Genomic DNA, 13,147 nt, shown 5'->3' on the forward strand with positions numbered 1-13,147 from the left:
GTTCTTGGAATTATTGATTGGCCGCGGCAGGACGCCACTGGCTGACTTGCTCATCCGTAGGCTGTACATCTTTGCCATCGGCATAACGGATATTGGTCATGATGCCCTTGCCGTCCTGCTTGGCCAGCACACCCACATAGGCCCCCTGCGTGGATTGCTGATCTTGCGTGCGGTAAGTGATGGGGCCAAACGGCGTGACCACATCCAGACCACGGAACGCTTTGATCATGGCTTCCGTGTCGGTAGAACCGGCTTTTTCAATACCAGCGGCAATCGACACAATGGTGCTGTAGCCAATAATCGTACCCAGGCGTGGATGCTCTTTGTACTTGTCCTGATAGGCTTTCAGGAAGGCATTATGCTCGGGCGTGTCAATGGCGTACCAAGGGTAGCCGGTGACAATCCAGCCTTCTGGTGTTTCTTCACCCAAGGGGTCCAGATACTCCGGTTCCCCCGTCAACATGCTGACAACCGGCATGGCAGGGCCGAAGAATTGGCGCTGGTTACCGGCACGAACCAGACGGGCCAGATCAGAGGCGAACAGCACGTTGAAGACGGCATCAGGTTTGGCTTCGGACAAAGCCTGCACCACAGCACCAGCATCGACCTTGCCCAGCGGCGTGGCCTGTTCAGCCACGAACTCGATATCGGGCTGAGCTTCTTTCATCAAGGTCTTGAAAGTGGCGACGGCCGACTGACCATACTCGTAGTTGGGGTACACAATTGCCCAGCGCTTCTTGTTCAGCTTGACGGCTTCGGGCACCAGCATGGCCACCTGCATATAGGTGGAGTTGCGCAGACGGAAGGTGTAGCGATTGCCATCGGCCCAGACAATCTTGTCGGTCAAAGGCTCGCTGGCCAGAAAGAATACTTTTTTGTGTTTGACGAAGTCGGTAATGGCCAGACCGATATTGGACAAGAAGGTCCCGGTCAGGACATCCACTTTGTCACGCGAGATCAATTCCTCGGCAGCGCGTACCGCATCGCCGGGATTGGAGTTGTCATCCTTGATGATCAACTGCAATTGCTTGCCGTGAATTCCCCCGGCCTGGTTGATTTGCTCTACGGCCAGTTCCATCCCGTTCCGGTACGGCCCCAAAAAGGCCGGTTGGGATTTATAGCTGTTGAGTTCCCCAATCTTGATCACCCCCTCGGCGGCAGCGGTGGCCCCCAAGGTTTGCAACATCATTGTTCCAGCCAGTGCTACCCCTGCAAATGTCTTATTCATTGTCTTCTCCGTGGGCTTGTGACGCGAAACACGACTCAGCGACTTGTCTTGTTTTAGTGATTTAAAGTGTACACATGGTATTTTTGCGAGTAAATCGGCCAAGACCTAGGGATATACCCTTGAACACTTTAAACATAAAGCACAACAAGCCACACAGAAAGCCATTAAAGCAAGGAGATCAAGAAAAAATGAGCAGAAAAAGTTGATAGCCTGGAAAGAGAGAAAGCACAGATATACAGTGACTACACTTAATAAGCCCAAAGATTAAAACGCTACCACCCCGCCTGGTTCCTGCACGCGCCGAATCATGGATTTCATAAACTGCTCCATCATATCCGGCAAGCCGCTTTTGTACTGGGGAAATCCTCTAGAAGGTTTCACCTGGAAATATCAAAACCTAAAGAACTTTGACGTTATATTCTCAAGAGATAAAAAAACGGTAGCCCCCCACGGCTACTCTTGAGGAGACCAGATTTTGACTTTCCCCCGTCGCTTCCCATCCCGACTGACCCTTAGCGTGTTGACCACCAGCGTCTTGCTGGCCGCCTGTGCCAGCGCCCCCGTAAGTGAGCGCAGCGTCACCATCAAGCGCGACAGCTATGGCACGCCGCATATCTATGCTGACAGCACCTATGGCCTGTTTTATGGCTACGCCTATGCCGTCGCTACAGATCGTCTGTACCAGATGGAAATTGCCAAGCGCTCTGGCTGGGGAACGGTTGCCGAGGTTCTGGGAGCGGATTTCCTGGAGCTGGATAAAGTCACCCACAACAATATCGACCCGGACTCCATCCGCAAGCAATTGGCCGCACTGTCCAAAGAAGACCGGGCCATGTTTGAGGGCTATGCCGCTGGCTTTACCCAGCGCGTGCGCGAGGTGAAAGCGCAGCGCGATACCCTGATGCCCAAGGAGTTTCTGGACAAAGGTTTTGAGCCTTCTGAGTGGCAGCCCGAAGATATTGCCATGGTCTGGGTGGGCCTGATTCTGAACCGCTTCTTTGCCGGTACAGCGGAAGTGGCCAACCTGAATCTGCTGGAAACCTTGAAGGCAGACCAGGGCGCAGAACGAGGCGAACAGCTCTACAAGCAATTGCGCTGGCTGAACGACCCCACCGCCCCCACCATCATTCCACAGGCTGACGCCAAGACCGCGCTGGCCGACTTGCCTACGCATTTGCAGGCCCTGTCCTCGCAAGCCGCGCAGGACTATTTGCATAAGCAATCCATCGCCCTTGGCCCAACCGTCGCCGCAGGCACGCCTACCGCCAGCAATGCCTGGTTGCTGGGCCCCGAAAAGACGACTCACGGCCACGCCGTTCTGTACAACGGCCCGCAACAAGGCTGGTACACACCATCCATTACCTATAGCGTCGGCCTGCACGGTGCAGGCTATGACCTGACCGGCAGCACCGCCGTTGCCCTGCCCGCTATTTTGTTCGGCACCAATGGCCAGATTGCCTGGGGCTCCACGGTGGGCTCGCTGGACACCAATGATGTGTACCAACTGCGCCTGAAAGAAGGCGACCCGCACAGCTACTGGTACAACAATGCCTGGCGCCCCATGGAGCATAAGCAGGTACGCATCAAAGTGCGCGGCCAGGACGATGTGATGCTGGACGTGTACCACGCGGCTCAAGGCTATGTCAGCAGTTGGGACAAGAAGAACAACACCGCCTACGCCAACCGCCGTACCTGGGAAGGCCGAGAAATTGAAACGCTGCTGGGCTGGGCACATGCAGCCAAGGCCAAGAACTGGGATCAATTCATGGCCCAGGCCGCACGCGTCAGCGCGTCCATTACCTGGTTCTATGCCGATACCAAAAACAATATCGGTGCCGCAGCCCTGGGCCTCTTGCCACAGCGCCCTACCAGCCAGGCCATCCAGTTCCCCGCAAGCGGCGATGGCAGCATGGAATGGCAAGGCTTCCTGAGCTTTGATCACAACCCAAAAGTGCTGAACCCGCAGCAAGGCTATATCGCTAGCTGGAACAACAAGGCCTTTGGCGCTTTGCTGGCCGACAACTCCAACTTCTCGTATGTGGACCGTGTGCAGGAACTGCTGGCACCGCTGCAAGCCAAGCAACGCCTCAGCGACCAGGAGATCTGGGGTATTGATTCCCTGGGCGCACGTTCCGACCTGAATGCGCGTTACTTCGCCCCCATCATCCAGGAAGCTGCCAAGCTGCCACGCGCCAGCGCCTTGGCCCGTCAGGCTGCCGAGCAGCTAAAAGGTTGGGACTACAAGCTGCAAGTAGCCAGCGATAGCAAACACTACGAAGGCAGTGCACCCGCCGTCATGCAGGCCTGGATGCAAGCAGCCGTACCGATGTTTCTGAAAGGCCGTCTGCCCGACAGCGTCTACAACAACTACACGCAGAGCCTGTACCCCGCCGTGGATGACCCACGCAGCGCCCAGCCTGCTGCCGCTGCCAAACTGATCTGGAACGCTATCCAGGGACCGGCTGCGGGCGTGCCGCAGACAATTGATTTCCTGCAAGGACGCCCTGCCCAGGAACTGGTGCTGGATGCACTGGAGCAGGCTGCGGCATCGCTGCAAAAATCGCAGGGTGCGCAAGCGCAGCAATGGCGTGCCCCCGCCGTCTCCATGTTGTTTGCAGCGCGCAATGCGATTGGCGTGCCGTGGTCCGACCCGGCACACGAACGCCGCATCCTGCCCTATCTGAACACCGGCAGCGCCCGATTCCAGTACGTGCTGGACCCGACAGGCGTGCGCATGTGCTCGGTCATGGCGCCGGGGCAAAGCGGTTTCATCAACCCCAAAGGCGAAGCAGACCCGCATCACTCGGATCAGCTTGAGATGTTTGCTGCTTTCAAATGCAAGAGCGAAGCCATTAGCGCTCAGGACATAGACAAGGCCAGCCAGGACAGCAAGACCCTGCGCTACTAAGCCACCAGTAGAAAACGGGGCCTGAAGCGTTTAGCGCTCCAGGCCCCGTTTCTTTTTGATCTGCCAGCAAGGCTCAATCCTGTGCCACCACCTGATTACGACCGGCACGTTTGGCTTGATACAAACGCTGGTCCGCCTGCATCAACACATCCTCAATAAGCTGGCCGGGCTGACACAAGGCCAGGCCCATGCTGGCCGTAATCTGGAAAGACTCTCGATCATGGTTATAAAACGTCTGCGCCTGAACCTGTTGCAAGAGCAAGCGGGCAAAACTCAAGGCCTGCTCATCCTTGCGGCCTGCCAGAATCAGGACAAACTCCTCGCCACCATAGCGCGCGGCCAGATCATCCGGTCCCAGGTGCGCCCTGAATAAAGAGGCGGTGCGCATCAGGACCTCATCCCCCACCGAATGGCCGTGGGTATCGTTGATCTGCTTGAAGTGATCCAGATCCACCATCAGAACGTGCAAGCTCTCCTGCGCCGCCCCCTGCCCCAGTTGACGGCTTAAGGCACCCCGGTTCAACAAACCCGTCAAGGTATCGTGCGTGGCTTGTCGGTACAAACGCAGCAAAAGCCCCAAGTGGAAATAATTGGCCGTCAAAGCCACCACCAGCAAGGCGCTCAAGAGCCAAAGATCCTGCAAGCCTTTCATGCTTAGCCAGGTTCCCGAACTGACACTGGCCAGTACCTGCAGGGCAATCAAGGCGCCCCCCACCAAAGCGGATTCCAGCAAGGTAAAGGGGAAAATGCTTAAGGTTGCCACCAACAAGAAAGGAATAAAGCCATAACCCAGCACCACGTAATGCCCAGCCCCCGCCAGGGTCAGCAACATATACGCATAAAAAGAGGCTGGCAAAATAAAGACCAGGCCACTTAAAACATAAATGCGGGTAATGCGCTGATGGCCATTAAAAGCCAGCCACACACACAAGATCAGACCACCCAGACTTAAGACACGCACCGCCATCAAGTGGGCGGGCCAACTGGGCAAGACCAGCCAATCCATCAAAGTCCAAAGGGGGGTGAGCAAGGCAAACAGCAAACCAACCAGGATGACGCGACTACGCAAATACTCCATTCGGGCATGTATGAAGTCGCGTGAATGATATTTCCCGCTCAGCGTGTCGCGCACCGAGCTAATACTGATCGCTTGCAAGTTTTTCCAGCCTTCCAGAACTGTTCCCATCAATCAATTCGCTTAGAAGAAACAAAGTAACATATCGGCAATTTTTAGTTACATGAGTTTGAAAAACAAGCTGTCAATTCTTTCAGGGTCAGCAGGCACTGACCCTGAATTACAATCACGTTGCTTGAGCTTGTTTGCTCATCCAGCTAATTACCTCTTCCAACATCGGTTCGCCCGAATCTTGCGGGCGCCACAACAGACCAAGCTGACCGTGCAAGCGCGGGTCGCTCCAGTCCAATTCCAAAATACATAACTCCGGGTAAACCGGCACCATGCTGCGCGTCATCGGCACTAAAAAGTGGCTATCTACGGCAACACGGGCATTCGTATGTGCGTAGGCGGACTCAATCGCACAGGTGGGATACGGCAAACCCTTGGCATCCAGGCTCAATTCAAAACTGCGCCGCATCGGGCTGTTTCGTGGTGGCAGAATCCAGGGGTAATCCAGTGTCTGTTCCCAGGTAACTTCATCTTGCTGTGCCAAAGGATGCTTGCGGCATGCCGCCACGCCCAAAGGCACCATGCCCAGCGGCAAATAGGCCATTGCCGGATTACGGCCTGCTTCGTCCACACGGCCAATGACCAGATCCAGCTCACCCTGCTCCAGATTGCGGCTCAGAATATCCAGCGTCCCTTCCTGAATACGGATATGGCATTGCGGATCACGCTCATGCAAATACACCAGCAACTGCGGTAAATAAACCGCAGCCACCATAGGCGAAATACCCAGAGTAAATTGCTGACGAAAACCTTGCCGGTATTGCTCCAGCGTCGCATTCATGCGGTCCAGACGATTGAGCACCCCTTGGGCCTGAGCCACCAGCGCCAAGGCGGCTGGCAAAGGCTCAATACCGCGAGCATGGCGCTCGAATAAAGGCATGCCTATATTGTCTTCAAAGTCCTTGAGCCATTTTGACAAGGCTGGCTGAGTCATATTGGACTGCCGGGCCACATCGCTCATGCTTTTCTGTTCGCACAAACGAATTAAAACCTGCAGATGCTTTAAGCGAATGCGTTCACTCCAGCTCATGACTTACCTATATGAAAGAGGTATATATACCTGCAAGTTATTCAATTTAACATTATGGCTACTGCTTCCATAATGGGGATACCCAAAGCTACAAAATAGGCACTTCATGTCTCAATCAGTACCCAATTTTTTATTGATTATTGCGGATCAGCTCCGCGCTGACCATTTAGCTTGTTATGGCAATAAAGAAGTAAAAACGCCCAATCTGGATGCTTTAGCGGCTCGCGGTTGGAGTGCTGATCGATTTTACGTCGCCACCCCCATCTGCATGCCCAATCGCGCCTCCTTGATGACAGGCCGCATGCCATCGGTACACGGCGCCCGTCACAACGGGGTGCCCCTGCCGCTGGACTCCAGCACCTTTGTGGATGTCCTGCGTCAGGCGGGCTGGAGTACGGCCCTGGTGGGCAAAGCACACTTGCAAAACATTACGGATACTCCACCGCTGTATCCACGCCCGGATGATCCTCCCACCCAAGGCGAAGCCCGTCCGCCCTTGCCGACCAATGACTACGGTCAGGAATGCGGCCAATGGTGGCGAGATCGCGCAGATCACGGCGTGCAACTGCCTTTCTACGGCTACGAGCATGTAGACCTGGCCATTGATCACGGCGATCAGGTCTGGGGCGATTATGGTCGCTGGTTGCAGGACGAACACCCCGAGATCGCCGCCTTGTCCGGCCCTGAAAACGCCATCCCGACGCCAGACTACGAATTAAGCCGGATTGGCCAAGCCTGGCGCACCCGTGTGCCAGAAGAGTACAGCACCACGGCCTGGATTGGTGAGCGCACACGCGCAGTGCTGGACAAATATGCCCAGGAGCAACAGCCTTTCTTTATTCAGTGCTCCTTCCCGGACCCGCATCACCCCTTCACCCCGCACGGCCAGTACTGGGACATGTACAAACCTGAAGAGGTCAGCCTGCCCGACTCCTTCCACCTGGGCCCGCATCCCCTGCCCGCCCATCTGCAATTGCTGCATCAGTTGCGTGATGAAGGCAAAGCCATCAAGCACACACCGACGCTGTTTGCCTGCTCCGAGCGCGAAGCCCGCGAGGCAATTGCCTTGAACTACGGCTCTATTACGCATATTGATGCCGAGATCGGGCGCATTCTGGACCATCTAGAGCACACGGGCCAGGCCGAAAACACCATCGTCATATTCATGAGCGACCATGGCGACTTCATGGGCGATCATCAGTTGATGCTGAAAGGGCCTGTGCATTACCAGAGCATTATTCGCAGCCCCTTTATCTGGTTTGACCCCCAGGATGCGAAAGCGCAAGGTACAAGCCCGGCGGTCTGTTCTACCATTGACGTCGCGCCTACGGTTTTGCAGCGTGCGGGGCAGTTGCCCTACAACGGCATTCAAGGCCGCTCCTTGCTGAACGTCATGCAGAACGAGCCTGTGGATTGGCGCAAGGGTGTACTGATTGAGGAAGAAAACCAGCGCAAGCTGTTCAATACACCTATCCGCACCAAGCTGCGTTCGCTGGTCACGCAGCAGCATCGTCTGAGCTTGTATGAAGGTGGTCAGATTGGTGAGCTTTACGATCTGCAAGCTGATCCGCTGGAGCGACATAATTTATGGGACGAACCGGATGCACAGGCGTTAAAAACAACGCTTTTGTGTCAATTGATCGATACCATGATGGCTCACAGTGAAACCAGTCCTCTGCCTCTGGCGATAGCGTGAGCTGAATACTTTTAACTACCCTAATCTGGAGACATCTATGCCCACCCTTTCCTTGCTGCGCAAAGTAAGCATTTGTGCGCTGATCTTACCTTTGGCTACGCCAGTCCAGAGTGCCGAGGTGGCCACGATTGTGGTCAGTTCCGTGGCAGGCGGCCCGCTGGATGTCCTGGGTCGTATGTTGGCCCGCGAGGCCACTGAAACTACCGGCCAGACGATTGTGGTAGAGAACCGCGCCGGTGCAGCAGGGACAATTGCTGCTGAAGCGGTGGGCCGCGCCAAGCCGGACGGCAATACCTTGCTGTTGACGCTGGATACGGTTGCCACCGCCAATCCGCATATTTACGTCAACAGCAAATTCAAGATTGGCGAGTCCCTGGAGCTGGTGTCCTTACTGGGGACGTTTGACCAGGTTCTGGTGGTTCCCAGCAAAACCGGCATCACCACACCTGCCGAGTTTCTGGATCGTGCACGTGCCAAGCCCATGAATTACGGCTCCGCCGGTATGGGTTCACCTGGGCATTTGATGATGTCGGCCCTGACGCAAGATAGCGGCATCAAGCTGGATCACATTCCGTATCGCAGCAATAGCGCTGTGGTCAATGATATGTATGGCGAGCGTCTGGACAGCGGCTTTCTGACGATTGCCGGTGTTTTGGGTCCGATCAAGGAAGGTTTGCTGACTCCCTTGGCGACGTCTGGCGGCAAGCGCAATCCTTTGCTGCCTGAGGTCCCTACTTTGGCCGAAGCGAAGTTGCCGGGTCTGGAAAACTTTGACGAAAGCTTCTCGTACCTGGTGTTCACCACCAAGGGTTCGCCTCCAGAGAAGATCAAGGCTTGGAATGATTTGCTGAGCGATATCGTGAAGCGCCCTTCCACCGCCGAGACTTTGCGGATGCTGGATATTCAAGCCTACGATTCGTCCAAGGTTTCTCCAGCCCAATGGGTGCAGCAGCGTAGTGCTCGCTGGGAGCAGATTGTGCGGGATAACAATATTCGCTCTGATCAGTAATTGTTGGAATTACAGCCCCTGGTTTCAGGGGCCGTTTTTTTTGGGGCTGCGTAGGTGTTGCTGAAGGCAGGCTTTCTTCGTGGAGTTGCTTCGGGGAGGCTCAATGCTTGATGGCGAGGCAGCTCGTAAAAAGAAGGGAGCAGGAGCAGAGAGCCGGTTAGTGCAGGTGTAGCAGTGGTCGGGCTGAGCACTTGCCGGTGCTGCGCACCGGTGCCCTTGTCAGGAGATAGCTACGGGCGCATCCTGAACTCGCGGGGTGGTTCGTCCCCCGGACGAACCACAAGCGCCCCGCTCAAACAGCAGGATGCTTGCACCCCTACGCGATCTCCTGACCGCGGCAAGTACTCTGATCCGCCCGACCACTGCTACACCTGCACCAACCGGCAGACTCACACTACTCTGTTTCCTTCTTTTTAAGAGTCAACTACATGGCTCATGTGCGGTATGAGGTTTACTGTTTTCACGTCCTGTTTATAGTGCGAGATCAAGGGCGCCAGAAGTGACTACCGACAACAACAACAACAACAACAACAACAACAACAACAACAACAACAACAACAACAACAACAACAACAACAAAAGCCAAAGCCAAAGCCAAAGCCAAAGCCAAAAAGAGTAGCGCCCAAAAACCTTAAAGCCCCCTCTGGCATCATAAAAAAAGCTACTTAACCCCTACCCACATTTTCTTCAACTCCAATCACCTCGCCTATCACTCACGTATTCAAACCAAGCTCAAGGCCTGCCTGAAGCATCCCAAAAAACACGAAATCACCGTTCAACAAATCCAAACCTTTTCTCCTCTCCAGTGCTGTTTGGGCTATGTACACGATGTGGCTTGTTTTCTTGTGGGGCCCGTGTCCGGCTTGTCGGGCGAGTCAGGACTCTTGCCGCGGGCAGTGTGACGGGGCGGGATGCAAGGGTCGTGCTGTTTGAGGAGCACGCTTGCGGTTTGTCCGGGGGACAAATCGCGCTCCGAGTTCACGACCCGCCCGCCCCGTCACACTGACAAGGGAACCCACGCGCAGCGTGGGCAAGGGGCCCGCCAAGACAAGCCGGACACGGGCCCCACAAGAAAACCCTCTCGCTCCCCCGCATAGCCCAAACAGCACGACCAGAAGAAAGCCGCTGCACCGCCCACCGCCCCAGTCACCTAAGTTCTGCCATGCCGCCGCCTTTTAGCTCATCAAGGTAATGACGCCCTTGTGAACCAACAGCAACAGCAGAACCAGAAACCAGCCTTAATCCAGGCTGATCCCCGCCCGAGTCACAATGTCATGCCAGTAATCCGCCTCCGCAGGCAGCCCTTTCCGAAACTCCTCGGCAGACACCTTGGACAGCAAATACCCCTGATCCAGTAACTTCTTGCGAATCTCCTGATCAGCCAGAACTTTCTCCAAAGCCCCTTCAATCTTGGCCACAATCTCCGCATCCGTCCCGGCAGGAACTGCCAAAGCCCACCAGTTGCTGATGACCACATCCTTGTAGCCCAGCTCCTCCATCGTGGGGACATCCGGAAAGGCCGGGAAACGCTCCGGCAAAGCCACCGCCAACGCCTTCAAACGACCTTCTGGCAAAAAGGCCGCCCCCAAACCATAGCTGCTGACAAACATCTGCACTTCATTGCTCAACAAAGCCTGAATCCCCGGCGCCGACCCCCGGTAATGAATACCCAGCATGTCGCCTTCCAGAGCCTCGGACAGCTTCCACGCCGATAACTCTGGCGTCGTCCCCGCCCCCGGCGTCCCGTAGTTCACCTGCCCCTTGCGCTGCTGAACATAATCCCGAAACTCAGCCATCGTGTTGACCGGCAACTGCCCATTCACATAAACCAGGGCCGCCGCATCTGCGACCTTGTTGATGACATACAGATCCTTGGCCGGGTCATAGCCCATGTTCTTGTACAGGAACTGATTGATCACAAAATTATTGGTCGCTGAAAACAGCAAGGTGTAGCCATCTGGCTTGGAGCGCGCCACCATTTGCGTGCCGATATTGCCACCCGCCCCGGTCTTGTAATCTGTAATCACCGTCTGCCCCAATTCACGGGACAGCTCAGGCTGCAAAATACGGAAAATAATGTCCCCGGCAGCTCCCGGTGGATAAGGAATCACAACCTTCACCGGATGATCAGGGTAGTCCGCCCAGGCCGATCCCGCCCCTCCCAGGCAAAGCGCAGCCATCAGACCCACCACTGTTTTTTTGAGTACTTGCATCTTGTCTCCCCCGCGCGCCTTTTACAGGTCTATGCGCATCAAGTCCGTTGCCAAACGCAAGTCGCCCTTGTAGCTCTTGCGAATATCTCGAGCCACTTCGTCCAGGCGTTCAGGCCCCATCAAATCAACCGGCAAATGATTACCCGCCGCACGTTTAATCACCGGGCTGGTGGAATCGTAATGCCCAAAGTGGGTGGCCACTAAACTCTTCACATTGGCTCGGCGGGCGATTTCACCCAACTGCAAAGGACTGGTATGAGCAAAAGTGCCCACCCCCGATTCCGCACGGTGTTTCAAGAAAGACTCAGGGAAAGTGCACTCGTGAATCAGCAAATCCGCATCCTGAGCCAAGCGGATCATGGATTCACACGGAGCCGTATCGCCACTGAAAGCCACCACTTTGCCCTCGGCCTCCATACGAATACCAAAACAATCCGTAATTTCCGTCGGAATGTGATCCACCACATCAATGTAGATTTTGACGTCCTCATCCTCGTACATCAGACCAGGCTCCACCTCGAACACCTCGGGGCGTACGGCTTCGATATTCTTTTTACGGGCCGGATACGCGGCACGGGCCTGAATATCCACACGGAAAGCGCCGTTCTCGAAAGAGTGATCCACAAAGTCCTGAGTCCCCTTGGGACCAAAAACCTTCAGCCTGCCTTCGCGGTTGAAAACCCAGCTAGACAAGACAAAAAACGGCAAACCGCAGACGTGGTCATAGTGCAGGTGACTTAGAAACACCCAAGGCACATCAGCCGGATTGATATTGGCCTTCACCATCTGACGCGTGGACCCTTCGCCGCAATCAAACAGGTAATTCTTGCCGTTATCCAGCGTCACCAAAATGGACGACTGGGCACGGTCCGGATCAGGCAACGCAGCGCCGGTGCCAAGCATGGTTATCTTCACGTAAAGCTCCTTCAAGCAGATAAAAACATCCGGCACCAGAACAGTGCCTCTTCGATAAAGTCATAAAGTTCTATTTTTAGGACTTTATGAAAAAAGTGTACACCTCGTCTTCCAGACCGATAACTTGGTGTTTTTACCTAGAAGTGTCGTAAAGGCGCATGGCGCCTGGGATGGCGAGCTTAAAAGCCGGGGGAGAGTTCTGTCTGAATGCTCAAGTATTTGGCGGGATAAAAGACCTGCGCCGCATACACCAGTTGATCAGCACGGTTCAGAATCAGGCGAATTACCCGTACAACAGGCATGCCTATGTCCATGTTCAGATGGCGAGCCAAATCCGCATCCGCCACTCGTACCGTCAGTGTTTGACGTATGGTGTGAATCTGCTCACGAGCCAAACGATTCAGCACCAGCAATACAGGCTGCTGACTTAATTCAGGCTGCAGAGTCTGCGCCAGGGTGTTCAGCACATAGACCGTGTTCAGGCTGTAAGCCACCCCATCCGCGTAATTGATGCGACTGGTCCACCAGTAATCATCCGGCAAGGACTGGCCCGTAATCTCTATGGGCAAGGCCCCCGTCCCCTGGCCCAGCTCCACCATGACCGAATCCAGACGCGTCAAATGTTCGATCAGAGCGTCCCAGTTGGTGGGTAGCATCAGCCAATGATCCTGGGCTACATCACCAATAACAAAGGTTCCTTTGCCACGCGTGCGTTCAATCAGGCCTTCATTTTCCAGTTCGTCCAGCGCGGCCCGCACAGTTGCACGCGAGACGCCGTATTCCTGCATCAGCTCTTCCAAGGTGGGAATACGCGTTCCCACTGGCCATTCGCCACGCTCCAGGCGCGCTCGCAAGGTATATTTCACCTTGAGCGACAGGGGCAATTTGGACTGTTTGCGCAGCGAAGAACGTGTGGGATCAGCCATACGAAGAGGCGTCTAAGCACAAGAAAGTGACAAGCC

At 55.2% G+C, this 13,147-nt stretch carries 10 protein-coding genes; 3 read left to right on the forward strand and 7 right to left on the reverse strand.

The genetic code is table 11. From position 1 onward, the window contains the following. Nucleotides 1-10: 10 nt before the first annotated feature. Nucleotides 11-1,228 (reverse strand): ABC transporter substrate-binding protein, encoded by a 1,218-nt coding sequence (locus tag JYG33_RS09640; protein WP_207871953.1) that lies wholly within the window; start codon nucleotides 1,226-1,228, stop codon nucleotides 11-13. A 475-nt stretch (nucleotides 1,229-1,703) separates the two neighbouring features. Here JYG33_RS09640 and JYG33_RS09645 point away from each other — a divergent pair, with 475 nt between their 5' ends. Beyond that, nucleotides 1,704-4,136, forward strand: a complete 2,433-nt coding sequence (locus JYG33_RS09645; RefSeq protein ID WP_243430137.1) for a penicillin acylase family protein — start codon at nucleotides 1,704-1,706, stop codon at nucleotides 4,134-4,136. Nucleotides 4,137-4,209: 73 nt separating this feature from the next. Here the strand turns inward: JYG33_RS09645 and JYG33_RS09650 are convergent, their stop codons facing one another. Both JYG33_RS09650 and JYG33_RS09655 read right to left on the reverse strand, forming a co-directional pair. Then, nucleotides 4,210-5,322: a GGDEF domain-containing protein gene (locus JYG33_RS09650; protein ID WP_207871956.1), complete on the reverse strand. Its 1,113-nt coding sequence runs from the start codon at nucleotides 5,320-5,322 to the stop codon at nucleotides 4,210-4,212. A gap of 115 nt (nucleotides 5,323-5,437) precedes the next feature. Beyond that, nucleotides 5,438-6,352 (reverse strand): LysR family transcriptional regulator, encoded by a 915-nt coding sequence (locus tag JYG33_RS09655; protein ID WP_207871959.1) that lies wholly within the window; start codon nucleotides 6,350-6,352, stop codon nucleotides 5,438-5,440. 106 nt (nucleotides 6,353-6,458) lie between these two features. Between JYG33_RS09655 and JYG33_RS09660 the strand changes: the two genes are divergently transcribed. Both JYG33_RS09660 and JYG33_RS09665 read left to right on the forward strand, forming a co-directional pair. Next, nucleotides 6,459-8,048: a sulfatase-like hydrolase/transferase gene (locus tag JYG33_RS09660; protein WP_207871962.1), complete on the forward strand. Its 1,590-nt coding sequence runs from the start codon at nucleotides 6,459-6,461 to the stop codon at nucleotides 8,046-8,048. A gap of 37 nt (nucleotides 8,049-8,085) precedes the next feature. Next, nucleotides 8,086-9,057, forward strand: coding sequence for a tripartite tricarboxylate transporter substrate binding protein (locus JYG33_RS09665; RefSeq protein ID WP_207871966.1), 972 nt, complete (start codon nucleotides 8,086-8,088; stop codon nucleotides 9,055-9,057). A gap of 484 nt (nucleotides 9,058-9,541) precedes the next feature. Here the strand turns inward: JYG33_RS09665 and JYG33_RS18725 are convergent, their stop codons facing one another. The 4 genes from JYG33_RS18725 to JYG33_RS09680 form a co-directional block, all read right to left on the reverse strand. Next, on the reverse strand, nucleotides 9,542-9,667 hold the full coding sequence (locus tag JYG33_RS18725; protein ID WP_279382235.1) for a hypothetical protein: 126 nt from the start codon (nucleotides 9,665-9,667) through the stop codon (nucleotides 9,542-9,544). Nucleotides 9,668-10,295: 628 nt separating this feature from the next. Continuing rightward, complete coding sequence (locus JYG33_RS09670) at nucleotides 10,296-11,270, reverse strand: tripartite tricarboxylate transporter substrate binding protein (protein WP_207871969.1); 975 nt, start codon at nucleotides 11,268-11,270, stop codon at nucleotides 10,296-10,298. Between the two features lie 21 nt (nucleotides 11,271-11,291). Beyond that, nucleotides 11,292-12,185 carry an MBL fold metallo-hydrolase gene (locus JYG33_RS09675; RefSeq protein WP_222668726.1) on the reverse strand — a complete coding sequence of 298 codons (894 nt, stop codon included), beginning with the start codon at nucleotides 12,183-12,185 and terminating at the stop codon, nucleotides 11,292-11,294. A 179-nt stretch (nucleotides 12,186-12,364) separates the two neighbouring features. Next, nucleotides 12,365-13,111, reverse strand: a complete 747-nt coding sequence (locus tag JYG33_RS09680; protein WP_207871972.1) for a GntR family transcriptional regulator — start codon at nucleotides 13,109-13,111, stop codon at nucleotides 12,365-12,367. Nucleotides 13,112-13,147: the final 36 nt, after the last annotated feature.

The organism is Alcaligenes sp. SORT26, assembly GCF_017377875.1.
GTDB lineage: Bacteria > Pseudomonadota > Gammaproteobacteria > Burkholderiales > Burkholderiaceae_B > Alcaligenes > Alcaligenes parafaecalis.

Excerpts from the sequence above, each read along its gene's own strand:
- JYG33_RS09680 (WP_207871972.1), bottom strand. The coding sequence starts at position 13,111 with ATGGCTGATCCCACACGTTCTTCGCTGCGCAAACAGTCCAAATTGCCC.
- JYG33_RS09655 (WP_207871959.1), bottom strand. The coding sequence starts at position 6,352 with ATGAGCTGGAGTGAACGCATTCGCTTAAAGCATCTGCAGGTTTTAATT.
- JYG33_RS09665 (WP_207871966.1), top strand. The coding sequence starts at position 8,086 with ATGCCCACCCTTTCCTTGCTGCGCAAAGTAAGCATTTGTGCGCTGATC.
- JYG33_RS09650 (WP_207871956.1), bottom strand. The coding sequence starts at position 5,322 with ATGGGAACAGTTCTGGAAGGCTGGAAAAACTTGCAAGCGATCAGTATT.
- JYG33_RS09660 (WP_207871962.1), top strand. The coding sequence starts at position 6,459 with ATGTCTCAATCAGTACCCAATTTTTTATTGATTATTGCGGATCAGCTC.
- JYG33_RS09640 (WP_207871953.1), bottom strand. The coding sequence starts at position 1,228 with ATGAATAAGACATTTGCAGGGGTAGCACTGGCTGGAACAATGATGTTG.
- JYG33_RS09670 (WP_207871969.1), bottom strand. The coding sequence starts at position 11,270 with ATGCAAGTACTCAAAAAAACAGTGGTGGGTCTGATGGCTGCGCTTTGC.